Source organism: Pseudomonas sp. 05N432 (assembly GCF_056396945.1).
The window spans coordinates 174,040-197,149 of record NZ_JBFTMM010000004.1 but is presented as its reverse complement, the minus strand read 5'-3'; the positions used below and the strand labels follow the sequence as shown (position 1 = coordinate 197,149).

Annotated in this window: 21 protein-coding genes; 10 read left to right on the top strand and 11 right to left on the bottom strand. The window is 59.1% G+C overall.

Annotation, left to right across the window (positions count from 1 at the left end; all coding sequences use genetic code 11):
- Positions 1-36: 36 nt before the first annotated feature.
- Both oadA and AC1DHT_RS06565 read right to left on the bottom strand, forming a co-directional pair.
- On the bottom strand, positions 37-1,845 hold the full coding sequence (oadA, locus tag AC1DHT_RS06570) for a sodium-extruding oxaloacetate decarboxylase subunit alpha (protein WP_427541273.1): 1,809 nt from the start codon (positions 1,843-1,845) through the stop codon (positions 37-39).
- Between the two features lie 11 nt (positions 1,846-1,856).
- Positions 1,857-3,272, bottom strand: a complete 1,416-nt coding sequence (locus AC1DHT_RS06565; RefSeq protein WP_427532881.1) for an acetyl-CoA carboxylase biotin carboxylase subunit — start codon at positions 3,270-3,272, stop codon at positions 1,857-1,859.
- 189 nt (positions 3,273-3,461) lie between these two features.
- Here AC1DHT_RS06565 and AC1DHT_RS06560 point away from each other — a divergent pair, with 189 nt between their 5' ends.
- Positions 3,462-4,424, top strand: a complete 963-nt coding sequence (locus AC1DHT_RS06560) for a LysR family transcriptional regulator (RefSeq protein WP_427541276.1) — start codon at positions 3,462-3,464, stop codon at positions 4,422-4,424.
- Here AC1DHT_RS06560 and AC1DHT_RS06555 read toward each other — a convergent pair.
- Entirely contained in the window at positions 4,366-4,575 is a 210-nt protein-coding gene (locus tag AC1DHT_RS06555; protein ID WP_427541279.1) for a PA3496 family putative envelope integrity protein, read from the bottom strand. The two genes, AC1DHT_RS06560 and AC1DHT_RS06555, sit on opposite strands and share 59 nt — an antisense overlap.
- Positions 4,576-4,809: 234 nt before the next feature.
- A complete protein-coding gene (gene hexR, locus AC1DHT_RS06550; RefSeq protein ID WP_007954250.1) occupies positions 4,810-5,676 on the bottom strand; it encodes a transcriptional regulator HexR in 867 nt (288 codons plus the stop codon).
- Positions 5,677-6,105: 429 nt separating this feature from the next.
- On the opposite strand from hexR, the gene AC1DHT_RS06545 reads away from it, so the two are divergent.
- Entirely contained in the window at positions 6,106-6,420 is a 315-nt protein-coding gene (locus AC1DHT_RS06545) for a hypothetical protein (protein WP_427541282.1), read from the top strand.
- Positions 6,421-6,510: 90 nt separating this feature from the next.
- Here AC1DHT_RS06545 and AC1DHT_RS06540 read toward each other — a convergent pair whose 3' ends face one another.
- A complete protein-coding gene (locus AC1DHT_RS06540; RefSeq protein ID WP_427541285.1) occupies positions 6,511-9,378 on the bottom strand; it encodes a putative bifunctional diguanylate cyclase/phosphodiesterase in 2,868 nt (955 codons plus the stop codon).
- A 261-nt stretch (positions 9,379-9,639) separates the two neighbouring features.
- On the opposite strand from AC1DHT_RS06540, the gene uvrD reads away from it, so the two are divergent.
- From uvrD to AC1DHT_RS06520, 4 genes are all read left to right on the top strand, one after another.
- Positions 9,640-11,823: a DNA helicase II gene (gene uvrD / locus AC1DHT_RS06535; protein WP_427532878.1), complete on the top strand. Its 2,184-nt coding sequence runs from the start codon at positions 9,640-9,642 to the stop codon at positions 11,821-11,823.
- 173 nt (positions 11,824-11,996) lie between these two features.
- Complete coding sequence (locus AC1DHT_RS06530) at positions 11,997-12,437, top strand: EamA family transporter (RefSeq protein ID WP_019694338.1); 441 nt, start codon at positions 11,997-11,999, stop codon at positions 12,435-12,437.
- A 178-nt stretch (positions 12,438-12,615) separates the two neighbouring features.
- Positions 12,616-13,488: a Tim44 domain-containing protein gene (locus AC1DHT_RS06525; RefSeq protein WP_123584394.1), complete on the top strand. Its 873-nt coding sequence runs from the start codon at positions 12,616-12,618 to the stop codon at positions 13,486-13,488.
- A gap of 136 nt (positions 13,489-13,624) precedes the next feature.
- Complete coding sequence (locus AC1DHT_RS06520; protein ID WP_019694340.1) at positions 13,625-14,032, top strand: SMI1/KNR4 family protein; 408 nt, start codon at positions 13,625-13,627, stop codon at positions 14,030-14,032.
- A 160-nt stretch (positions 14,033-14,192) separates the two neighbouring features.
- On the opposite strand, the gene AC1DHT_RS06515 is transcribed toward AC1DHT_RS06520, so the two are convergent.
- Positions 14,193-15,956 (bottom strand): cation:proton antiporter, encoded by a 1,764-nt coding sequence (locus AC1DHT_RS06515; protein WP_427541289.1) that lies wholly within the window; start codon positions 15,954-15,956, stop codon positions 14,193-14,195.
- A 259-nt stretch (positions 15,957-16,215) separates the two neighbouring features.
- On the opposite strand from AC1DHT_RS06515, the gene AC1DHT_RS06510 reads away from it, so the two are divergent.
- On the top strand, positions 16,216-16,698 hold the full coding sequence (locus tag AC1DHT_RS06510) for an acyl-CoA thioesterase (RefSeq protein WP_019694342.1): 483 nt from the start codon (positions 16,216-16,218) through the stop codon (positions 16,696-16,698).
- Positions 16,699-16,763: 65 nt separating this feature from the next.
- Here the strand turns inward: AC1DHT_RS06510 and pdxY are convergent, their stop codons facing one another.
- Positions 16,764-17,636 (bottom strand): pyridoxal kinase PdxY, encoded by an 873-nt coding sequence (gene pdxY / locus AC1DHT_RS06505; RefSeq protein ID WP_427541292.1) that lies wholly within the window; start codon positions 17,634-17,636, stop codon positions 16,764-16,766.
- A gap of 115 nt (positions 17,637-17,751) precedes the next feature.
- On the opposite strand from pdxY, the gene AC1DHT_RS06500 reads away from it, so the two are divergent.
- Positions 17,752-18,150 (top strand): DUF3301 domain-containing protein, encoded by a 399-nt coding sequence (locus AC1DHT_RS06500; RefSeq protein WP_427541295.1) that lies wholly within the window; start codon positions 17,752-17,754, stop codon positions 18,148-18,150.
- Between the two features lie 13 nt (positions 18,151-18,163).
- On the opposite strand, the gene AC1DHT_RS06495 is transcribed toward AC1DHT_RS06500, so the two are convergent.
- On the bottom strand, positions 18,164-19,135 hold the full coding sequence (locus AC1DHT_RS06495) for a CobW family GTP-binding protein (RefSeq protein ID WP_427541298.1): 972 nt from the start codon (positions 19,133-19,135) through the stop codon (positions 18,164-18,166).
- Between the two features lie 27 nt (positions 19,136-19,162).
- On the opposite strand from AC1DHT_RS06495, the gene AC1DHT_RS06490 reads away from it, so the two are divergent.
- Complete coding sequence (locus AC1DHT_RS06490) at positions 19,163-19,519, top strand: NADH:ubiquinone oxidoreductase (RefSeq protein ID WP_427541300.1); 357 nt, start codon at positions 19,163-19,165, stop codon at positions 19,517-19,519.
- 1 nt (position 19,520) lies between these two features.
- On the opposite strand, the gene AC1DHT_RS06485 is transcribed toward AC1DHT_RS06490, so the two are convergent.
- A complete protein-coding gene (locus AC1DHT_RS06485) occupies positions 19,521-20,162 on the bottom strand; it encodes a DUF1826 domain-containing protein (protein WP_427541303.1) in 642 nt (213 codons plus the stop codon).
- Entirely contained in the window at positions 20,162-21,370 is a 1,209-nt protein-coding gene (zigA, locus tag AC1DHT_RS06480; RefSeq protein ID WP_427541306.1) for a zinc metallochaperone GTPase ZigA, read from the bottom strand. Before zigA ends, AC1DHT_RS06485 begins: the two co-directional genes overlap by 1 nt.
- A 137-nt stretch (positions 21,371-21,507) precedes the next feature.
- On the opposite strand from zigA, the gene AC1DHT_RS06475 reads away from it, so the two are divergent.
- On the top strand, positions 21,508-21,885 hold the full coding sequence (locus AC1DHT_RS06475; RefSeq protein WP_103314824.1) for a glutamine synthetase: 378 nt from the start codon (positions 21,508-21,510) through the stop codon (positions 21,883-21,885).
- Here AC1DHT_RS06475 and AC1DHT_RS06470 read toward each other — a convergent pair.
- Positions 21,882-23,093 carry an N-acetylmuramoyl-L-alanine amidase gene (locus AC1DHT_RS06470; RefSeq protein WP_427541309.1) on the bottom strand — a complete coding sequence of 404 codons (1,212 nt, stop codon included), beginning with the start codon at positions 23,091-23,093 and terminating at the stop codon, positions 21,882-21,884. The two genes, AC1DHT_RS06475 and AC1DHT_RS06470, sit on opposite strands and share 4 nt — an antisense overlap.
- Between the last annotated feature and the right edge of the window lie 17 nt (positions 23,094-23,110).

The window sequence follows — 23,110 nt, the reverse complement described above, 5'->3', positions numbered from 1 at the left end:
CCCCCGAGGTAAAGCGTTGCAGTCGAGGCTGTTAAATCAGCCTTCGATCTCGATCAGGATTTCGCCCGGATTGACCCGGTCGCCCTTGGCCACGTGGATGGCGGCGACTTTGCCGGCGATGGCCGCTTGAACTTCGGTTTCCATCTTCATCGCTTCGGTGATCAGCACCGCCTGGCCGGCTTTCACGGTGTCGCCTTCCTTGACCAGCACATCGACGATGTTGCCTGGCATGGTGGTGCTGACGTGGCCCGGTGCGCTGGCTTGCTTGCGCTTGCTGCTGCCACCGCTGACGAATTCGTTGAGTGGCTCGAACACCACTTCTTCCGGCATGCCATCGATGGACAGGTAGAAGTGACGCTTGCCTTCGGACTTGACGCCCACACCGGTGATGTCGACGCGGTAGGTTTCACCGTGAACGTCAATGACGAACTCGGTCGGCACACCTTCGCCGCCCGCCGAGGTCACGCCGCCGGCTTCCGGAATCGGCAACAACACTTCCGGAGTCAGGGTGCCGGCTTCGCGTTCTTCAAGGAACTTGCGCCCGATGTCCGGGAACATCGCATAGGTCAGTACGTCTTCTTCAGACTTGGCCAACGCACCGATTTCGCCGCGCAGCTTGGTCATTTCCGGCTTGATCAAATCCGCCGGACGGACATCAATGACTTCTTCACTGCCGATCGCCTGACGGCGCAGCTGCTCGTTAACAACACCCGGCGCTTTGCCGTAGCCACCTTGCAGGTAGAGCTTCACTTCGTTGGTGATGGTCTTGTAGCGCTCACCGGCCAATACGTTGAAGAACGCCTGAGTACCGACGATCTGCGACGTCGGGGTCACCAGCGGTGGGAAGCCGAGGTCTTCGCGAACCCGCGGGATTTCGGCCAACACTTCGCTCATGCGGTTCAGTGCACCCTGCTCTTTCAACTGGTTGGCGAGGTTGGAAATCATCCCGCCCGGTACCTGGTTGACTTGCACGCGGGTGTCGACGGCGGTGAATTCACTTTCGAACTGGTGGTACTTCTTGCGCACGGCGTAGAAGTACAAACCGATTTCCTGCAGCAGCTCCAGACTCAGGCCGGTGTCGAACTCGCTGCCCTTAAGGGCGGCAACCATCGACTCGGTGCCCGGGTGGCTGGTGCCCCAGGCGAAACTGGAGATCGCGGTGTCGATATTGTCGGCACCATTTTCGATGCCCTTGAGTTGGCACATCGCGGCCAGGCCGGCGGTATCGTGAGAGTGGATGAACACGGGCAGCGACTGCTCGCTTTTCAGTGCTTTGACCAACTCGCCAGTGGCATACGGGGTCAGCAGGCCGGCCATGTCCTTGATCGCCACGGAGTCGCAACCCATGGCTTCCATTTGCTTGGCTTGCTCCACGAACGCCTCGATGGTGTGCACCGGGCTGGTGGTGTAGGCGATGGTGCCCTGGGCGTGTTTGCCGGCCGCTTTCACCGCTTCGATGGCCACCCGCAGGTTACGCACGTCGTTCATCGCATCGAAGATGCGGAACACGTCGATACCATTCACTGCCGCCTTGGCGACGAAGGCTTTGACCACGTCGTCGCTGTAGTGGCGGTAGCCCAACAGGTTCTGGCCACGCAAAAGCATTTGCAGGCGAGTGTTAGGCAGCGCCGCACGCAGTTTGCGCAAACGCTCCCACGGGTCTTCTTTCAGGAAGCGTACGCAGGCATCGAAGGTCGCGCCGCCCCAGACTTCCAGCGACCAGTAGCCGACTTTGTCGAGCTTGTCGCAGATCGGCAGCATGTCGTCGGTGCGCATGCGGGTCGCGAGCAGCGATTGGTGGGCGTCGCGCAGGATTGTGTCGGTTACGTGGATTTTCTTGGTCATTGGAATATTCCTCACAGGCCTGCGTGGGCGGCGATGGCGGCGGCGATGGCCAGGGCCAGCTCTTCGGGTTTGCGCTTGATCGAGTAGTTGGTCAGCTCAGGGTTGCTTTCAACGAAGCTGGTGTTGAACTGACCGCTACGGAATTCCGGGTTACGCAGGATTTCCTGGTAATAGGCGGCAGTGGTCTTGACTCCTTGCAGACGCATGTCATCAAGGGCACGCAAGCCACGGTCCATCGCCTCTTCCCAGGTCAACGCCCAGACCACCAGTTTCAGGCACATCGAATCGTAGAACGGTGGAATGGTGTAACCGGTATAGATCGCCGTGTCGGTACGTACGCCGGGACCGCCGGGTGCGTAGTAACGGGTGATCTTGCCGAAGCTCGGCAGGAAGTTGTTTTTCGGGTCTTCGGCGTTGATCCGGAATTGCAGCGCAAAACCACGGTGCTGGATGTCTTCCTGTTTCACCGAGAGCGGCAGGCCGGAGGCGATGCGGATTTGCTCACGGACGATGTCGATACCGGTGATTTCTTCGGTGATGGTGTGTTCCACCTGCACCCGGGTGTTCATTTCCATGAAGTACACCTCGCCCTCGGCGAGCAGGAACTCCACGGTGCCGGCGTTTTCGTAACCCACGGCCTTGGCCGCACGCACCGACAAGTCGCCAATGTAGGCGCGCTGTTCTGGCGTCAGTTGCGGGCTCGGGGCGATCTCGATCAGCTTCTGGTTGCGACGCTGGATCGAGCAATCACGCTCGAACAGGTGCACCACGCTGCCGAAACTGTCACCCAGGATCTGCGCTTCGATGTGCTTGGGATTGACGATGCATTTTTCGAGGAAGACTTCCGCCGAACCAAAGGCCTTGGTCGCTTCGGAAATCACCCGCGGGAAAGCTTGTTCGAGCTCATCGCGGCTGTTGCAGCGACGAATCCCGCGACCACCACCACCGGAGGTGGCCTTGAGCATCACCGGGTAACCGATGCGATCGCCTTCGGCCAGGGCTTCGGCGATGTCGGCGACGTTGCCTTCAGTGCCCGGAGTGACCGGCACGCCAGCCTTGATCATGCTGCGGCGGGCTTCGGTCTTGTCGCCCATGCGGCGAATGACTTCTGCCGACGGACCAATGAATTTGATACCGCGCTCGGCGCAGATATCCGCCAGCTCGGCGTTTTCCGAAAGAAAGCCGTAACCTGGGTGCAACGCGTCGCAACCGGTTTCCACCGCGAGGTTCACCAGCTTGCGCGGGTTCAGGTAACCGGCCAGTGGCTCGGCACCAATGCTGTGGGCTTCATCGGCACGTTTGACATGCAACGCATGGCGATCGGCGTCGGAATAGATCGCGACCGAACGAATGCCCATCTCGGCGCAGGCACGTACGATTCGTACGGCAATCTCACCACGGTTGGCAATCAGGATCTTTTTTATCACTTGGAGGTTCCCTTGAGCCGGTTGCTACCCACGACCTTGGACTGGGTCGGCGCGTGACTAAATGTTTCAAGCCAGTCGCGTAGTCACACTAGCCCGCTCAAGGGATTAACAAAAATCAATAATAATTGGGTTAGGCATAAGCAAAGGCTTATAGTTGAGAGACCCGCTTGTGACCAGAGTCTCTAGATTATGCGTAAGTCTTTGATGCGTATGACATTACGCCAGCTTCAGATCTTCAATGAAGTCTGCGATTTGCGTTCCTACAGCCGCGCAGCCGACGAAATGTCGCTCACACAACCGGCCGTCAGCCTACAGATTCGTCAGCTTGAAGAGCTGATTGGTCAGCCTTTGTTCGATTACGTCGGCAAAAAGCTCTACATGACCGAAGCGGCTGAAGCGTTACAGCGCGCCAGTCGGGATATTTTCGGGCGCCTGGAAAACCTCGATATGCAGCTCTCGGACATGCAAGGTTCATTGCAAGGTCAGCTGAAACTGGCAGTGGAATCCAGCGCCAAGTACTTCGTACCGCACTTGTTTGCCGCCTTCAAGCGCCAGCACCCGGAAGTGAACCTGCAGCTGACGGTGGTCAATCGGGGACAGGTGATCCGGCGCCTGTCCGACAACCGCGACGACCTGGTGATCATGTCCATGGTGCCGCAGGACATGGGCCTGGAGTTCCTGCCCTTCCTCAACAACCCGATCGTTGCCGTCGCGCCACCGGATCATCCGCTGTGCCACATGGGACCGCTGCGCTTGCAGGATCTTGAGCCCTACACACTGCTATTGCGCGAACCGGGCTCCGGGACACGGCTGGCGTGCGAGGAGTATTTCAAAGAGAAGCGCGTGCACTTCAACCAGACCCAGGAAGTCTCGTCGGCCGAAGCCCAGCGCGAATGCGTGGTGGCGGGTCTGGGCCTGGCCTTGTTGACGCGCCACGCCCTGAACCTGGAGTTGGCGACCGGCGGGCTCAAAGAGCTGCCGGTCGAAGAGCTGCCGTTGTACCGCAGCTGGTGCCTGGTGCAGGCCAAGGCCAAACGCCTGTCACCGGTAGCGCATGCGTTCCTGGCGTTTATCCGCAGTGAACGGGTGCAGATCAGCGCGCTGGTTGAGCGTTTCGACGCGAAGCTGCCGGTTTTGCCTGCCAGTAATTAAGTTCCAGATCCGGGTATTCACCGATCTCGGCCAGAAGCTGGCGGTGCTCGCAACGATCTTCAATCGCGCGGCGAAACGCCATGCGACGCTGGTCTTCTTGCTGACGGCGGGTTTTGACTGCGCTGTTGCGTTCTTCGTAGTGCTGGGCCATTTCGAGTCTCCCAAGGCGAGTACGGGAGTTTCAAGATAGGCGCGGGGGATGACGGTTTGGCGGCGCGGGGATTACAGGGATGTGAACTTTCGGCGCTTTCGAGGACGCCATCGCGAGCAGGCTCGCTCCCACAGGTTCTGTGGTGTACGCACGAATTGCGCAACACAGCCGATCTATTTGTGGGAGCGAGCCTGCTCGCGATTAAGGTCGGAACGACCTTCCAGCAATCTCGGATCAATCGTCGAGGGCTTTGACCGACTTGGGCGACAGACGCAAGCTGCGAAGGCTACGTTTGACGCTCTTGAGGTGGTTGACCAGGCTCGGCCCACGCGCCATGGCCACGCCCATGGCCAGCACGTCGATCACCACCAGGTGCGCGATACGCGAGGTCAGCGGCGTATAGATTTCGGTGTCTTCGTGCACATCGATAGCCAGGTTGACGGTCGACAGCTCGGCCAACGGGGTCTGGCTTGGGCACAACGTGATCAGCGAAGCACCGCTTTCACGCACCAGGTTGGCGGTGATCAACAGGTCCTTGGAGCGGCCGGACTGGGAAATGCAGATCGCCACGTCCGTCGGCTTCAGCGTGACCGCCGACATCGCCTGCATGTGCGGGTCAGAATAGGCCGCAGCCGTCAGCAGCAACCGGAAGAATTTATGCTGGGCATCCGCCGCCACCGCGCCGGACGCACCAAAACCATAGAACTCGACGCGCTGAGCCTGGGACATGAGGGTCACAGCCCTCTGCAACTCCAACGGGTCGAGCTTCTCGCGAACTTCCATCAGGGTGTGCAGGGTGGTGTCGAAAATTTTCAGGCTGTAGTCGGCGACCGAGTCGTCTTCGTGAATCGCGAATTGCCCGAAACTCGCCCCTGCTGCCAGGCTTTGCGCCAGTTTCAGCTTCAAGTCCTGAAAGCCCGAACAACCGATGGCCCGACAGAAGCGCACGATGGTCGGCTCGCTGATGCCGACACTGTGGGCAAGATCGGCCATGGAACTGTGCATCACAGCCGCAGGATCAAGCAGCACATGATCGGCGACCTTGAGCTCCGACTTGCGTAACAGATGGCGTGACTGGGCGATGTGCTGCAACAGGTTCAAAGGGCAGGACTCATTGTTATTGGCTGACGCCGGGGATGTAGCAATTTTGTAGTTATACTACAAGAATTCGCTTTTTGCCTGTTCAATCCGTAACTCAATGCCTGTGCTGCCCATGGTTTTGGCCATGCATACGGGATGTAGCTGCCTTCGCACGTGACCCCACCTGCAAGCAGTCACTGCCGTTTTCAACCCCCCCGAAGCGCCTTCATCCCCATCACAGCTTGAAACAAAAACTATCACCCCTCCTCGGCCTTCACTGCTGGCACCTGCACTTACACCAAACTAACAAAGTCAACCAAGACCAAACCAACCCTCGACACACGAACACACTTACAACTTGAATAGATATACCACTCCACAAATAAAACACTTCACGCTAATAATGATCGGGCAGGAAGCACTCAAACTTTAACTTATGGAATACTAAATATGACTATTAAAAACAGTGACTGGGTAGCACAAATCAACCGTATGCCGAAGGACCTCTTCTTCCGCACTTACGGGACCGTGACCGTGGCGCATCCCGGCATTATACCGACGTTGATACTGAGCCCAATGCAGGACAAGTCTTTCAATCTGAGACTTGACCTGGAACTTAAAAACTCTGGCGACATTACAACTCAGGTCGAAACAGAAAAAGCCGTCACCTATAAAAGCCTGGGTGACTCACATGTTACCGGTGTAAGCATTTTCTTCGAAGGCAAACTTCTGCACCATATCAAAGACGTCATGATCACCCATTAAGATAAAAAGACACTCATTATCCCCAAGTCTTTTCCTGCCAGGCTAATCATATTAACTGGCAGGCTTTTTCCGTACATAAAGAAATAAAACTCACTCCGGGCGCTCCCCCCTTAACAAGTTCGCAAGCTTGAACGCCTCCACCGGACGGCTGATCAGATAGCCCTGCACCTCATCGCAGGACTCAGCCTCAAGGAATGCCAGCTGCTCCGCGGTTTCCACACCTTCCGCCACCACTTTCAGCGAAAGCCCATGCGCCATGGCAATGATTGCCCGGGTGATCGCCGCGTCTTCACCGCCCTCACCCAACCCACGGATAAACGCCTGATCGATCTTCACGTAGTCCACGGGAATGCGCTTGAGGTAGCTCAGCGACGAATACCCCGTGCCAAAGTCGTCGATCGCCAGCTTCACACCCAGATCGCGCAACTGCTGGAAGGTCGCGATGATGTGTTCGACGCTGTCCAGCAATTGGCTTTCCGTCAGCTCCAGTTCGAGGTAGTGCGGCGCCAGGCCGGTTTCTTCAAGCACCTGGCGCACCAGGCTGACCAGCTTGCCCTGACGCAACTGGTGGACCGACAGATTGACCGAAACCCGAATCGGCTCCAGTCCCTGACGCTGCCACTCGCACGCTTGCCAACAGGCCTGGCGCAGCACGAATTCGCCAATGGCGCCGATCAACCCGACTTCCTCTGCCAGACCGATAAAATCCCCCGGCGGAACCCGCCCCATGGTCGGATGATCCCAGCGCACCAACGCTTCGGCGGCGTTCAGCCGGCCAGTCGCGAGGCAGAGTTTCGGTTGGTAAAACACTTTCAACTGCTTCTCTTCGATGGCCTTGCGCAGTTGGTTCTCCAGCTGCAAGCGCTCAAGGGTGCTGGCCTGCAGGCTGTCGGTGTAAAACTGGAAATTGTTCCCGCCCAGATGCTTGGCATGTTGCATGGCCATGTTTGACTGGCTGACCAGCGCGGAAATTTCCCGCGCGTTGTCCGGCAACATGCTGATGCCCATCGACGCACTGACCACCAGCTCATGCCCTTCAACAGTCAGCGGCAAGCGCAACTTGGCCGACAATCGGGTGGCGACCCGCGCCAGGCTCGACAGGTTGCCATAAGCGTCGAACAGCACCGCGAACTCGTCGCCGGACAAACGCGCAATGGTGTCGGCCTCCGGCAGCGCATTGACCAGACGCCGAGCCATTTTCTGCAGCATCTGATCGGCGACTTCATGGCCGAGGCTGTCGTTGAGCAATTTGAAGCGGTCCAGGTTGATGTGCAGCAGCGCCAGGCTCCGGCCGCCCTGGCGCACGCGTTGATGGGCTTCATGCAGGCGCTCGCGGAACAATGAGCGGTTGGCCAGCCCGGTCAGTTCGTCGTAGTGGGTCAGGTAGCGCATGCGCTCTTCGGATTCACGGCGGGCTGACAGATCGGCGAAAAAGCCCACGATATGACTGACATTTCCCCGAGAATCGCGCACCACGTTCAGTTGCAGCCATTGTGGATAGAGCTCGCCGTTTTTGCGCGCCTCCACCAACTCACCCTGCCAACTGCCCTGCTGTTCCAGCGCCTGATGGATCACCGAGTAGTGCCGCCGGGCGTCACGACTGCACGGCAGCTCGACCACATTGCGCCCCAGCAAATCTTCAATCTGATACCCGGTGACCCGGCTGAACGCCTGATTGACCGCGATCAGGGCGTAATCCGGGTCGAAAATCACAATGCCTTCGCTGGCGGCTTCAAATACCGTCGCCGCCAGTTGTCGCTGCTCTTCAAGCCCTTTACTGACGCTGATGTCACGCCGAGTGCCGACCATCCGGATCACCCGACCATTGGCCCCCCTCTCCACTGCCCGCCCGCGGTCTTCGATCCAGACCCAGTGGCCATCGCCATGGCGCACGCGGTATTCGATCTGATAATCCTCGGTGCGGCCCTTCAAATGCTCGACCAGCGCCCGCCGCAGCGGCGGCAAGTCCTGCGGGTGCAGGCGCGGTTTCAAATGACTGAGCATCGCCGTGACGAATTCCGGCTCAATGCCGAACAACTCCTTGAGTTGGGTGTGATGCACCTCATCGGTTTGCAGGTTCCAGTCCCAGAGACCCAGCTCACTGGCCTTCAACGCCAGCGCCAGCCGCGCTTCGCTCTTACTCAGGGCCTGGTTGGCGGCGTCCAGTTCGCGGCTCCGCTGGGCCACCCTGCTTTCGAGACCGACCTGAGCCTCACGCAGTTCTTCTTCGGCGTGGCGACGCTGTTCGATTTCCCGCGCCAACTCCTGATTAAGCTGCTCGCTGTGGCTTTGTGCCTGCTGCAAGTGCTCGATCAGTGCCTGATTCTGGAAACGCCGCATCAAGCCGTGCTGGATCAGCCGGTTGACCTGCCACGCGACCACACTGAGAGAGCCCAACAGAATCAGCCCGAGCCAACCCCAGCCTTGCTGCTGTTCATCGCCGCCCCAGAACAAATAACCGATCGCCGGTAACAGACACGGCAAGGTGAACGACAGGAAGGCCGGCAGGCTCACCGCATAGGCGACACTGGCCGAGAGGGTTGCCGCGCCGATCAGGCCGAATACCCAGGCTTGTTGCAGGAAGCTGTCGGTGGGCACCAGGGCAATACCGGCACCGGCCAGCGTCAGGCCGGTCATGGCCGAACCCAGCAGAAACATTCGACGCCAGACTGGCTGCGCCTGACGACTGGGCATCGCCGAGTCGAAGGCTGCGACCTGAATCACCCGCAGCGCCACCAGCGACAGTAACCAGATCAGCCAGATGCTCACCAGGAAGTAGCGCTGCGGGTTCCAGAGCAACCCGGCGCAGACCAGACCATTGATCAACATGAACAGCGTGGGCAGCAACGAGCCCTGATACAGCAGACGCGTGCGCTCGACCGCCATCTCCATGGCGTACTGTTTGCGGATAACCCGCGGTTCCACAGAAGGGCCCGACAGGCTGGGGCTGAGGGTCATAGGCAATATTCTTGTTCTTATAAGGGTGAGCGTGATGAACCCGAAATGTCGATGGAGCATACACAAGCAATGGCCCGGACCAAACTGCTCCAGATCATAAAACCGACAAAACAAATGGCCCGTTGCCAGCGTTCAAAACCACAGAAGCGCGGCCTATCAGGGCTTGCAACGAATGACTGACCGGTCGTCCCCTGCGCTTCTTTCATCGGTTAATGCAAAGCTCGGTTTGCCCGGTGTGGCGCGGCGCCCTAGAATGCCCTGATGCGCGATGATCTCTCCCTTCTGCTGAACTCCCTCAACGATGCCCAACGTCAGGCCGTAGCTGCCTCCGTGGGTCGTCAGTTGGTCCTGGCCGGTGCTGGTTCCGGTAAAACCCGTGTGCTGGTGCACCGTATCGCCTGGTTGATCCAGGTCGAGAACGCCTCGCCACACTCGATCCTGTCGGTGACCTTCACCAACAAGGCCGCCGCCGAGATGCGCCATCGCATCGAGCAGCTGATGGGTATCAACCCGGCCGGCATGTGGGTCGGCACCTTCCACGGCCTGGCGCACCGCTTGCTGCGGGCGCACTGGCAGGAAGCCGGCCTGAGCCAGACTTTCCAGATCCTCGACAGCGATGACCAGCAACGTCTGGTCAAGCGGGTGATCCGCGAACTGGGCCTCGACGAGCAACGCTGGCCGGCCCGTCAGGCCCAATGGTTCATCAACGGGCAGAAAGACGAAGGCCTGCGCCCACAACATATTCAAGCCAGCGGCGATCTGTTCCTGGCCACCATGCGCAGCATCTATGAAGCCTATGAGGCCGCGTGCCTGCGCGCGGGCGTCATCGACTTCTCCGAACTGCTGCTGCGCGCCCTCGACCTGTGGCGCGATCATCCGGGCCTGCTGGCTCATTATCAGAAACGTTTCCGCCATGTGCTGGTGGACGAATTCCAGGACACCAACGCCGTGCAGTACGCCTGGTTGCGTCTGCTGGCCAAGGGCGGCGACAGCCTGATGGTGGTTGGCGACGACGATCAGTCGATCTACGGCTGGCGCGGCGCGAAAATCGAGAACATTCACCAGTATTCGGCCGACTTCCCGGACGCGGAAGTCATTCGCCTGGAACAGAACTACCGCTCCACCGCCGGGATCCTCAAGGCCGCCAACGCCTTGATCGCCAACAACACCGGGCGTCTGGGCAAAGAGCTGTGGACCGACGGCGGCGAAGGCGAAGCGATCAACCTGTACGCCGCGTTCAACGAACATGACGAAGCACGCTACGTGGTGGAAACCATCGAAAGTGCGCTGAAAACCGGCATGGCGCGCAGCGATATCGCGATTTTGTATCGCTCCAACGCCCAATCGCGGGTTTTGGAAGAAGCTTTACTGCGTGAACGCATTCCTTACCGCATCTATGGCGGCCAGCGCTTCTTCGAGCGGGCTGAAATCAAGAACGCCATGGCTTACCTGCGGTTGCTCGAAGGCCGTGGCAACGATGCGGCGCTGGAACGGGTGATCAACGTTCCAGCCCGTGGCATCGGCGAAAAAACCGTCGAAGCGATCCGCGACCACGCTCGTCACAGCGATGTGTCGATGTGGGAAGCCATGCGTCAGCTGGTGACCAATAAAGGCCTAACCGGCCGCGCAGCCGGCGCACTGGGTGCGTTCATCGAGTTGATCGAGCACTTGGCGACCACCACCGCTGAAATGCCACTGCACCTGATGACTCAGACCGTCATCGAGCAGTCCGGCCTGATTGCCTATCACCAAGCGGAAAAAGGCGAGAAAGGTCAGGCGCGGGTAGAAAACCTTGAGGAACTGGTCAGTGCGGCGCGCAACTTTGAAAGCGCCGAGGAAGACGAAGACCTGACGCCACTGGCCGCGTTCCTCGGCCATGCCTCGCTGGAGGCCGGCGACACCCAGGCCGACGAGCATGAAGACAGCATTCAGCTGATGACCTTGCACAGCGCCAAAGGCCTGGAGTTCCCTTACGTGTTCCTGGTGGGCATGGAAGAAGGCCTGTTCCCGCACAAGATGAGCCTGGAAGAGCCCGGCCGCCTTGAAGAGGAACGCCGTCTGGCTTATGTCGGCATTACCCGGGCCATGCAAAACCTGGTGATGACCTACGCCGAAACCCGACGCCTGTACGGCAGCGAAACCTACAACAAGGTTTCACGCTTCGTACGTGAAGTACCTAAAGGCCTTATTCAGGAAGTGCGGCTGTCCAACAGCGTCAGCCGTCCATTCGGTGGCGGCCAGAAGCAAAGCTCGAGCAGCATGTTCGCCGGCACGGAAATCCCGGAAACCGCGTTCAGCCTCGGTCAGCAAGTGCAACATGCAGTCTTCGGTGAAGGGGTGATCCTCAACTTTGAAGGCGCCGGTGCGCAGGCCCGGGTGCAAGTGAACTTCAGCGAAGGCAGCAAGTGGCTGATGCTCGGCTACGCCAAGCTCGAGGCCATCTAACGGCTATCTGTCTGATAGCTTTCTGTGGGAGCGAGCCTGCTCGCGATGAACGATGACGCGGTGCTCCGATACTCCGCAGTGCCGCCATCGCGAGCAGGCTCGCTCCCACAAAATCTTGCGTTGTATCCAACTGCAGGCTCCCACAGGTTGATCTGATAGAAGGCGCAATACACATGGGCTCGGGCTTCTTTTCTTCCTGGACATTCTGGGCCCTGTTATCCGCGGCATTCGCAGCGCTGACGGCGATTTTCGCCAAGGTCGGCATCGAAAACGTCAACTCGGACTTCGCCACGCTGCTACGCACGATCGTGGTATTAGTCAGCCTGGCCTTGATTTTGTACGCAACGGGCCAATATCAGTCATTAGGATCGATATCCGCCAAGAGCTACCTGTTCCTGCTGCTGTCTGGCCTGGCAACCGGTGCCTCGTGGATTTGCTACTTCCGTGCGCTGAAACTCGGGCCAGCCTCGCTGGTAGCACCCGTCGACAAACTCAGTGTGGTGCTGGTGGCCGTGCTGGGCGCGGTATTGCTGGGTGAGCGGCTGGACCTGCGCCAATGGGGTGGAATCGGTCTGATCACGGCAGGCGTGGTGATGTTGGCATTGCGACGTTAAGCAATGTTCCTGCTCAACCAATCCACTTGCCCTACAAACAAAGATTTAGGCGCCTACTTGTACCGACGGAGCTGAACGCAGCCTGTCAGGCAAAAGCCCGAAACACTCTGCCGCTAGCCAGTGTCACTTCACCTGTGCAACATGGCGCGCGTGCCATCCACAAATGGGAATTCCCTTTATGAAACGTTTTCTTAGCATCGCCCTGGCGCTGTGCATCGGCCTGACGATGAGCCTCGACGCCAACGCCAAGCGCTTCGGTGGCGGCAAAAGCGTAGGCGCTGCGCCTACCCACCAGACCAGCCAAATGGCGCCGTCCTCGCCAGGCATGGGTTCTGCTGCCGCGACCGCCGGTGCTGCGGGTGCCGCAGGCGCTGCCGCCAAAGCTGGCGGTGCTTCGCGCTGGCTCGGCCCTCTGGCCGGTATCGCTGCCGGCGGCCTGCTGGCCTCCATGTTCATGGGTGGCGGCTTCCAGGGCATGCAGATTTTCGACATCCTGATCATGGCGGTCATCGGGTTCGTGATCTTCCGCTTCATCGCCGCTCGTCGCCGCAAGCAACAAGAGCATATGGCCCCTGCGGGCGCGCCAATGCAGCGTGAAGTGTACGAACAGAAGCCGGCCATGGGTTCGATCTTCGGCGGTTCGGCTGCCCCTGCTGCCGCTCGTCCGGTGATTAACGCTCCGGCCTGGTTCAACGAAGAGCGCTTCGTTGAAGCCGCACGCAACCACTTCCAGTCCCTGCAACAGCACTGGGACGCCAACGAAATGGACAAGATCGCCGAGTTCGTGACCCCGCAAATGCTGGAGTTCCTCAAACGCGAACGTGCCGATCTGGGTGACGGCTTCCAGTCCACCTACATCGACAACCTCCACGTTCAACTGGACGGCGTGGATGATCGCGCAGACAAGACCATCGCCACCCTGACCTTCACGGGCGTGTCGAAAAACTCGCGCTTCGACCAGGGCGAAGTGTTCAGCGAAAGCTGGAACATGGAACGTCCGCAAGGCGAAAACCAGCCTTGGCTGGTGGCTGGTATCCGTCAGAACGGCTAATACCGCCCTCGTTTCGCATGCTGTAATAAAAACCCCGGACTTGTCTGGGGTTTTCTATTTCGCAGTTGCATCTATAGCGAGCTACTGTATAAACCGCCCCAACCAAACCGCGCCATTGAGCAAGAGGATCCCGGACGTGGAAGAAATCATCGAACAACTGCGAGAAGCCAACGAACCGGTACCGGTGCCCTTGGAGCTGCCAGACGAAGACCTGCTGGTGGAAATCGAAGAACAACTGTTCATCGATATCCCGTTCGTCTTCAGAGAATTCCTGCTGACCGTCAGCGACGTCGTGTACGGCAGCCTGGAACCGGTGACTGTCACCGACCCGCAATCGCACACCTACCTGCCGGACGTTGCCGCCAACGCCTGGGATGCCGGTGTTGATCGCAGCATGATTCCGATCTGCCAGGACGGTGACAACTACTACCTGGTCGAAGAAGACGGCACCGTGGTGCTGTGGCTGGCCGAAGAAGAGCTGTTGGCCGAAGAAACCTGGGAATCGGTGTGGCACTGGGCCCGGGACGTCTGGCTGGAAAGCTGATCTGCCGTGGTCTGTAGCAGCTGGCGTAGCCTGCGTCCGGCTGCGTAGCAGTCGTAAAATCAGGCAAAGAGGTGTTTCAGGTTAACCGAGTGGCCCGGTTTACGGTCGCTACGCAACCGGACGCAAGCTACACCAGCTGCTACGGCTCGTTAACCAGCCCTCAATGCCCGGACGAATCCTTGTGGTTATCCAGGGTTTCCAGCAGGGCGACCTGCATCCGCGTGTGTACGCGGATGAACCAGCGCCAGAGCAAGGCCGCCACTGTGGCGGTTACGACGGCAATCAGTACCAGCAACTTGTTGGTCGGCAAGATACTGGCCGACAAGGCTGCCAGCAGCAGGAAAATCACCAGCAGCGAGAGAATCGGGATCACCTCGGCGATCACCCGACGCACTCGTTGCGTGTGGCGGCCCGCCATCTCCGGCTTCACGCCCATTTCCGCCAGCAACATCGAGAGCGCCTTCAGCTTGCGATAGGCGGCAATCAGGAATGGCAGCGACAGCAGCAACGCCCCACCCCAGATCAGTGCCTTCTGCCAGCTCGGATCATTGATCCAGGCATGCAGATAGCCGGAAATCCGCTCGGCAAAAAAACTGCCCGAGAAGAAGATTGCCATCACCAGCGCCAGATTGACCCCGACCTGCAACAGAATCCGCCGAATCATCGACGCCAGCTGCGCACCCTCGCCCTGCGGTTGAATGCTGCGCAGCCACTCTCCATACATCCCCAACACGCGACCCAAACGCTGCGGGATAACTGCAGCCAGCTTCAACGAAAGCGGATCGGCGGCACGGATCAGGTACGGCGTCAGCAAGGTGGTGATGGCCGAAACAGCGACCGCCACTGGATAAAGGAAATCGCTGGTGACCTGCAAGGTCATGCCCAGCGCCGCGATGATGAAAGAGAATTCGCCAATCTGCGACAGGCCCATGCCGACTCGTAGTGAGGTGCGTCCGTCATTGCCGGCGATAAACGCCCCGAGGCCGCAGGAGAGCATCTTGCCGAGCACCACTGCGACGGTAATCACCGCAATCGGCCAGGCATACTGAAGCAGAATCTGTGGATCGATCATCAGACCGATCGCAACAAAGAAGATGGCACTGAACATGTCGCGAACCGGCTCGATCAGGCGCTCAATTTTCACCAGTTGCCGGGATTCAGCCATGATCGCGCCAATCAGAAACGCCCCGAGCACCATGCTGTATTCAAGCTTGACCACCAGCAGGCAAAAGCCAAAACACAGGCCAAGCACGGTGATCAGCAGCATTTCGTTGCTGTCGAACTTCGCCACATAGGCCAGTAAACGCGGCACCAGCAGGATGCCGATCACCAGTGCAACGATCATGAACAGCGAGAGTTTGCCGACCGTGGAAAACACCTCGCCGGAGCTCACGGTGCCGCTGACGGCGATACTCGAAAGCAAGGCAATAATGCCGATGCCGAGGATGTCTTCGACGATCAACACCCCAAAGATCAGCTGGGCAAAGCGCTGGTTCTTTATCTTCAGGTCGTTGAGCGCCTTGACGATGATGGTGGTCGAGGAAATCGCCAGGATCGCGCCCAGGAACAGCGAATCCATGGTGCTCCAGTCAAACCAGCGACCGATTTCGTAGCCGATCCAGATCATCAGCACGATTTCCAGGAACGCCGCGATAAACGCCGTGGCACCGACCTTGAACAGCTTGCGCAGGCTGAACTCCAGGCCCAGGCAAAACATCAGGAAAATCACTCCGAGTTCGGCAAGGGTCTTGATGGTTTGCTCGTCGTGGATCAATCCGAATGGCGGGGTGTGCGGGCCAATGATGAAACCGGCAACGATGTAGCCAAGGACGACCGGCTGTTTGAGCCGATGAAAAACAATGGTCACCACACCCGCAACCAGCATGATCACTGCCAGATCCTGAATAAAACTGATGGCATGCATGGCGAGGGCTCCTTGGCGGTTGGGTGTGCTGACGTCGTTGAGCGATTACCAGATCGGATGAAAGGGCCCTTGAGGTGGGCTTTTGAAGGGTAACACCGCGACTTAGGGCGCAAAGGCGGTGCAATATATAGAAACAGATCGATTCGGGCGTGACGGCCATCATCGGCGTGGCGTCCCGTTAACGGTGGTTTTGAAAAACCAGCCAGGCACCCACAGAGGTGCTCCCGCAATCCCAGCCTTGAACCGTGAGTAGTGTGCTATGGAACCCGGAAACGCCCAGCTGTCGATGACGGTATTGATGACCCCCGACATGGCCAACTTCTCTGGCAATGTCCACGGCGGCACCCTGCTCAAATACCTCGACGAAGTCGCCTACGCCTGCGCCAGCCGTTATGCCGGGCGCTACGTGGTAACCCTGTCGGTAGATCAGGTGATCTTTCGCGAACCGATCCATGTCGGTGAGCTGGTGACCTTTCTGGCCTCGGTCAACTACACCGGCAATACCTCGATGGAAGTCGGCATCAAGGTGGTGACCGAGAACATCCGCGAGCGCTCGGTACGGCACACCAATAGCTGCTTCTTCACCATGGTCGCGGTCGACGATCAGCGTAAGCCGGCGGCGGTCCCGCCGTTGCAACCGCAGAACAGCGAAGATAAACGCCGATACGCCCAAGCCAAACAGCGTCGGCAGATTCGTCAGGAACTGGATCAGCGTTATCGCGAAATCAAGGCTGACGCCTGACACCGTGCAGATCGCAGCCTCTGTAGAAACTACCGCAGGCTGCGATCTTTCCTGCCACGACGACGTTACAGACTGATCGCCGTCGCCTCGAATTTCACCCGAGGATGGGCAATACGGTCCTGAGCCCGCACCAGCTCCAGTTCATAGCTTGCGCTGGCCTGAGTCTCCAGCAGCACTTCATGCACTGCGGACGCTGCGAACTCAAAGGCCGCGACCAGACTGTCGCCCAACAATACCCGCGCCAGGAACAGACCCGACGTCAGGTCGCCCACGCCCACCGGCTGACGTGGAAACGCCAGCAATGGACGACGCAGATGCCAACTGCCTTCGGCCGTCACCAGCAACATCTCGAAGCTCTCCGCGAACTTGCCGGGATAGTCCAGATGCTTGACCAGCACCGCCTTCGGGCCACGCGCCAGCAGCGCGCGAGCCATCGCCAGGCAATCGAACAATGACTGCGGCTTGCGACCGGAGAAACTGTCCAGCTCCAACTGATTCGGGCACATGAAGTCCGCCACCGCCGCCGCTTCATCCAGCAGGAAGTCGCTGACTTCAGCCGGTACGATGCAACCTTTCTCCGCATGCCCCATCACCGGGTCGCACAGGTACAAGGCGCTGGGGTTGATCGCCTTGATCCGCGCCACACCGCTAAGGATCGCCCGCCCTTGAGCGGCACTGCCCAGATAACCGGACAGCACGGCGTCGCAATTGCCCAGCTCGCCAATCGCCGCAATCCCTTCTACCAGATCGGGAATCTGCTGCGGCGCCAGCACTTCACCGGCCCACTGGCCGTATTGGGTGTGGTTGGAGAACTGCACGGTATTCAGCGGCCAGACGTTCACCCCGACCCGCTGCATCGGGAATACCGCGGCGCTGTTGCCGGCGTGACCGAAAACCACGTGGGACTGGATGGCAAGCAGATGAGGAGTACGTTTCATGCGGGATATCCGTAAACCGATTGAAATTCGAGCCACGCAGTATGCGACTAATCGCGGCCTGTACGACAGACTAGAGACACAGTTAAGCTGATGCTAATTCGTTGGAGCACTGTTCATGCTGACCCTTGGAAATATCTTCGTGCTGATGCTGCTGGCGACCGGTGCCGCCTGGCTGTGGCACAACCATGGCTTGCGCGAGCGGGCCCTGGAACGGGTCAAGCGGCATTGCGCCAAACTCGACATCGAATTGCTCGACGGCAATGTGGCGTTGAAAAAAATCGGCTTCGTGAAGGACGCCAACGGGCGGCGACGTCTGGCACGTGTGTATAACTTTGAGTTCACCGTGACCGGAGAAACGCGTCACATCGGCACCATTACCCAATTCGGTGCCCACAGCGCGCAGATCGAATTGGCACCCTACCCGATCCCGCTTGAAGAAAAACCTGTGCTGCCCAGCGCCGAGGTGATCGAGCTGAGTCAATGGCGCCAGGACCACAACAAGCTGCGTCACTGAGCCCTGAACCGCGTTAAATCAGGCTCACCCGGCAACTCGCAAGTTTCCTCTGCAGTGATTCGGCATCCTGCGGCTTGTCAAAAATCAGCTCGATGCGCGAGTCCTGACGCCATTCACTGGGCTGCCAGCGCAGCGCGGCGTTATCCAGCGAATTGGCCGACACCCAACCCTCGGCGCTGTGGATAACCAGCTTGGCCCGGCGCCAGTCCAACGCCGCCAGACAAGCCTGGACCCGGGAAAGTTCGAACGACTGACTCGGGTGCCAACGCCAACCAATGCTCCAGCCACCTTCCTGTTGCTGACTCAGGCAAATCGGCTGTATCGGATCAGTCCAGACTGCCGGCATTTGCGCCAGACCTTTTGGCACACTGAAGTTATCCACACCCTTGACCGCTCGACGGCTGACACCCGGCAAGTCACTCAATGCCAGAGCGCCCCGCTGCGTCCAATACAGCGGGCATTCCGGCAACTGCGCGGTGATGCGCTGGCGATCTTCATCGCTCAGGTGCTCGGCCTTGTTCAACAGCAACAGACCCGCGCTCGGTAGCGCTTGCTGTTGCGCCTCTGGCAGTGGTTTTCCGTCGGCCAGGGCTTGAGCGTCGAGCACCAGAACGCTTGGCTGAATCGCCAGTACGCCCTGCCACGGCACTTCGCTTAATTGCTTGAGCAACTGCGCCGGGTGTCCCAGCCCCGAAGGTTCGATAAACAAGCGGTCCGGCCGTGATTTACGCAGCAACCGCCCGAGGCCAATCTGAAACGGCGCGCCATTCACGCAACACAAACAGCCGCCAGCCACTTCTCCCAGTGCGATACCATCGGCGCCCGTGGTCAGCAACGCGGCGTCGAGACCGATCTGACCAAACTCGTTGATCAGCACCGCCCAGCGCTCGTTCGCCGGCCGCTGCGTCAGCAGATGCTTGATCAGACTGGTCTTGCCGGCGCCTAACGGTCCGGCGATGACGTGAGTAGGAATGTTCTGCAACATGTTCAGCGGTTTCTTGGGAGGAAAAGGATGCGACTGATTGGCTTGTCGTTGCTGTTGGCCTTCGCTTCGGGCGAAGCGTTGGCCCAGGCCTGCTTGGTTCACAGCCAGGCGGAGCGGCTCGACGTCAAAGTCTGTCAGCAAAACCGCAACATCCCGGAGAAAATGTTCCATGACGGCTTCTGCCAGCCCAATCTCGCGGGGCAGAAGGTCGACGTCGCATTCCTCGAGCAATGCCCCAGCGGTGCCTTCGGAGTGTGCAGCAACGCTCAAGTTGCCAATATGCCTTACCGGCAAGATATTCACTATTACGGCGTGGCTACAGACGCGGCATACCTCAAGCCGTACTGCGAAAGCCAAAGCCAGGGCGCTTGGCTCACGCCTTGAATCAACCGAGCCAGTCGAGGGTCAGGATCAGCCGGCGCTCACCCGGTGCGGGTTGTGGTGAACGATGAATCAGCCCGAAACCCTCGTTGCCGTGCCACTTCTCGCCCTTGAGCAACGCCACTTCACCACAGAGCATTTGCTCACAGCTCTGCGGCTCGGCCTCCGCTCTGGCCAGATTCTTACGATCCATGGCGCCTTCTCTGAGCCACTGACTGCCGATGCCGGCGTAGGTGGTAATCAGCCGCACCGGCACATGATCGACATGAAAACGCGGGCACATGGCGTTATCCAGCACCCGCAAACGCAAGCCGATACGCGTTGCGCCCAGCAAGCAGGCAAACGCGCTGACCAACCATGAAACATCGGCGATAAACCCTTCGTGGCCCTCCAGGTCACTGTAGCTTTCGGCCAGGCCACGCAGATTGGGTTCAGCGTCGTCAGTCGCCAATTCCACCACCAACGACTCGGCCAGCGGCTCGTTCAGCGATAACAGCAATGCGCCGAAGTCAGCGATATGTGCCGGCAAACGACGCTGCCAGAGCGCTAGGTTGGTGCCGTCTTGAAGTATCTGCGTGAAGACGTCAGGAGTTTGGTCCTGTACTTGGCGAATCACCGGGCGCGCTTTCAGGCTCGGCGCCAACATCAGGCCGCCTCCTCTTCGAGCCATGGACCAAACGGGTCTGCCATCAGGCGCCAGCCTTCGACGCCCAGGGACATTTCGTCATCATTGAGCAGGCAGTTATCGAGGTGTGCGGTGAGTTTGGCAAAGTCGATATTCTGGCCAATGAACACCAGTTCCTGACGGCAATCACCGGTGGCGGAGGTCCAGTTTTCCATGATCGCGGCGGTACTTTCCTGATCCTGTGGCCACTGTGCTTTCGGCACAAAGCGCCACCAACGACCGGCAAATCCATGACGCATCAAACCACCGGCCTGGGACCAGCTACCGGCGTCCTGGTGCTTGCTGGCCAACCAGAAAAAGCCCTTGGAACGCAGTAGTTTTCCGTTCACCCACGGCTGATCTATGAAGCTGAAAAAGCGCTGCGGATGAAACGGTCGACGCGCCCGATAAGCCATTGAAGCAATGCCGTACTCGGTGGTTTCCGGCACGTGTTCGCCGCGCAATTCCTGCAGCCAGCCCGGTGCCTGAGAGGCTTTTTCAAAGTCGAAGCGGCCGGTGTTGAGGATTTGTTTCAGCGGCACTTCGCCCATGACCATCGGGATGATGTGCGCCTGGGCGTTGAGCCGTTTGAGGATCGCGATCAACTCTTCGCGCTCGGCGCTGCTGATCAGATCGATCTTGCTGATTAGCAGCACGTCGGCGAATTCAATCTGCTCTATCAACAAGTCCGTGATCGAACGCTCGTCTTCTTCGCCAAGGGTTTCACCCCTTGATGCGAGGCTTTCGGCGGCCTGGTAATCGAGCAGAAAGTTCATCCCGTCGACCACCGTGACCATGGTGTCGAGCCGCGCGATGTCGGCCAGGCTTTGACCTTCTTCGTCGCGAAAGGTGAATGTTTCTGCCACGGGAAGAGGTTCGGAAATACCGGTGGACTCGATCAGCAGGTAATCAAAGCGACCGTCCCTGGCCAGCTTGCTGACCTCTTCCAGCAGGTCTTCGCGCAAGGTGCAGCAAATGCAGCCGTTACTCATTTCGACGAGTTTTTCTTCGGCGCGGTTCAAGGTGACATCGCGCTGAACTTCGCTGCCGTCGATGTTGATTTCGCTCATGTCATTGACGATCACCGCGACCCGAAGATTCTCGCGGTTGCGCAGTACGTAGTTGAGCAGCGTGCTTTTGCCGGCGCCGAGAAAGCCGGACAGCACGGTAACGGGGAGACGATTGGGCATCAGGTGTTCCTCATCAGGAGTGGCCGGTCGGGCGATTTTTTAATGTTATAGTATAACAACATAAAGACGCCAATCCCCTCTTGCTCCCTGCGACGAAGGACGCAATGCTTGAGCCCGTTCGCACAACGAGAAAACCCATGCACAACGCCTTGAAATGCACACTGTTGAGCCTTTCGCTGTTGGTCGCGGCAAACGCCTGCGCGCAGGCATCGAGCCAGGCGAAGTGCACGCGCAGCGCCAATCTGCTGGCCTGCGTAGACCCGGACGGCAACTCTTACAGCGTCGCTACGGCGGGCAGCACGACCTACATGCGCGGGTTTGAAGTGAGCGGTAAACGCTATTGGGCGCAGACCAGCAGCCGTTATGGCCAACTGACGTTCTTCACCGGCTTGGCGTCGGATGGCGAAGCCTGGGTCGGTTACAGCCGCCGCGTTGGCTGGACCACCCTCAATCGGTTTTCCAGCTCTGGCGGTTCCAGCGGCAAGTTCACCTGTAGCCGACTGACGGGCTGCTAGACCTGCGATTTTTGCTGCGACTGTTGCCAGGCCATGTAACTGTTTAGCGGCGGATTCTTCTGAAAATAGCGCTGCAAACCTTCAAAAAGTCCGTCGGCTACCGCCTTTTGATGCCGCGCCGTCACCAGCCTTTGGCTGTCGCGAGCATTGGAAATGAAGCCGGTCTCGACCAGGATCGATGGCACATCCGGTGACTTCAGCACTGCAAATCCGGCCTGTTCCACACGTTTCTGATGCAACGTGGTAATGCCTGCCAGGCTGCCAAGTACCGTGCTGCCAAGCTGCAAACTGGCGGCGATGGTGGCGTTCATCGACATGTCGAGTATCACTCCGGCGAGCATCGGATCCTTGTCCTTCAAGTTGAGCAGACTGCTCGCCCCCAGCAAGTCCGCGCCGTTTTCCCGTTGCGCCATGAAACGCGCCGTGGCCGAGGTCGCGCCACCTTCGGACAATGCGTAAACCGAAGCGCCAGAAGCCGTGAGCCGTGGCGCCGCATCAGCGTGCACCGAGATGAACATGTCGGCCTTGTGCGTACGGGCGATCTCCACGCGCTTGCGTAGCGGCACGAAGAAGTCGTCGTTGCGCACCAGTTTCACATCAAAACCTTTTTCACGCTTCAAACGCTTGGCCAGCAATTGTGCGATGGACAGCACCACGTCTTTCTCGCGCTCACCTTTGGCGCCAATTGCGCCGGGGTCCTTTCCGCCATGACCAGGGTCGACCACGACGATGATGTCGCGCTTGGGGTGAGCCTTGTCAGCCGGTGTTTCACGCTGGACCAAAGGTGCCGCCGCAGCGATCTGCACGGGCGCGGCGTTGAGCAGGTCGAGCACCAGACGATGACCCTGCCCGCCCTGTGGCGGCAGTTGAAAACTATTGAGCCGCACCGGACCGGTAAGGTCGAGCACGATCCGTGTATCGCCTTGCCCGAAGTGCCCTGAGCGGATCGAACGAATCACCGTGTTGGTGAGCGCCAATTGGCTGAAGTCACCACTGAGCTGCGCACCGCTCAAGTCGATGATCAGTCGCTCGGGCGCGCTCAACGAGAAGGTTTTGTACTGCACCGGTCCGCTCAGATCGAGCACAAGGCGAAGCTTGTCATCCGAACGCCAGAGCCGTGCATTGCGGATCTGCGTGGCCGACACGCCGAAGGGTAAAACCAGCGCAGCGCTGGCCAACAACAGGTTGAGCAATTGTCGCCTGTGCATAGTGAAAGACCGCTCGA

What these genes read in the sequence shown, in the direction of transcription:
- oadA (WP_427541273.1), bottom strand. Translation starts at nt 1,845, where the DNA reads ATGACCAAGAAAATCCACGTAACCGACACAATCCTGCGCGACGCCCAC.
- AC1DHT_RS06560 (WP_427541276.1), top strand. Translation starts at nt 3,462, where the DNA reads ATGCGTAAGTCTTTGATGCGTATGACATTACGCCAGCTTCAGATCTTC.
- AC1DHT_RS06555 (WP_427541279.1), bottom strand. Translation starts at nt 4,575, where the DNA reads ATGGCCCAGCACTACGAAGAACGCAACAGCGCAGTCAAAACCCGCCGT.
- AC1DHT_RS06545 (WP_427541282.1), top strand. Translation starts at nt 6,106, where the DNA reads ATGACTATTAAAAACAGTGACTGGGTAGCACAAATCAACCGTATGCCG.
- AC1DHT_RS06540 (WP_427541285.1), bottom strand. Translation starts at nt 9,378, where the DNA reads ATGACCCTCAGCCCCAGCCTGTCGGGCCCTTCTGTGGAACCGCGGGTT.
- uvrD (WP_427532878.1), top strand. Translation starts at nt 9,640, where the DNA reads ATGCGCGATGATCTCTCCCTTCTGCTGAACTCCCTCAACGATGCCCAA.
- AC1DHT_RS06530 (WP_019694338.1), top strand. Translation starts at nt 11,997, where the DNA reads ATGGGCTCGGGCTTCTTTTCTTCCTGGACATTCTGGGCCCTGTTATCC.
- AC1DHT_RS06525 (WP_123584394.1), top strand. Translation starts at nt 12,616, where the DNA reads ATGAAACGTTTTCTTAGCATCGCCCTGGCGCTGTGCATCGGCCTGACG.
- AC1DHT_RS06515 (WP_427541289.1), bottom strand. Translation starts at nt 15,956, where the DNA reads ATGCATGCCATCAGTTTTATTCAGGATCTGGCAGTGATCATGCTGGTT.
- AC1DHT_RS06510 (WP_019694342.1), top strand. Translation starts at nt 16,216, where the DNA reads ATGGAACCCGGAAACGCCCAGCTGTCGATGACGGTATTGATGACCCCC.
- pdxY (WP_427541292.1), bottom strand. Translation starts at nt 17,636, where the DNA reads ATGAAACGTACTCCTCATCTGCTTGCCATCCAGTCCCACGTGGTTTTC.
- AC1DHT_RS06500 (WP_427541295.1), top strand. Translation starts at nt 17,752, where the DNA reads ATGCTGACCCTTGGAAATATCTTCGTGCTGATGCTGCTGGCGACCGGT.
- AC1DHT_RS06495 (WP_427541298.1), bottom strand. Translation starts at nt 19,135, where the DNA reads ATGTTGCAGAACATTCCTACTCACGTCATCGCCGGACCGTTAGGCGCC.
- AC1DHT_RS06490 (WP_427541300.1), top strand. Translation starts at nt 19,163, where the DNA reads ATGCGACTGATTGGCTTGTCGTTGCTGTTGGCCTTCGCTTCGGGCGAA.
- AC1DHT_RS06485 (WP_427541303.1), bottom strand. Translation starts at nt 20,162, where the DNA reads ATGTTGGCGCCGAGCCTGAAAGCGCGCCCGGTGATTCGCCAAGTACAG.
- zigA (WP_427541306.1), bottom strand. Translation starts at nt 21,370, where the DNA reads ATGCCCAATCGTCTCCCCGTTACCGTGCTGTCCGGCTTTCTCGGCGCC.
- AC1DHT_RS06475 (WP_103314824.1), top strand. Translation starts at nt 21,508, where the DNA reads ATGCACAACGCCTTGAAATGCACACTGTTGAGCCTTTCGCTGTTGGTC.
- AC1DHT_RS06470 (WP_427541309.1), bottom strand. Translation starts at nt 23,093, where the DNA reads ATGCACAGGCGACAATTGCTCAACCTGTTGTTGGCCAGCGCTGCGCTG.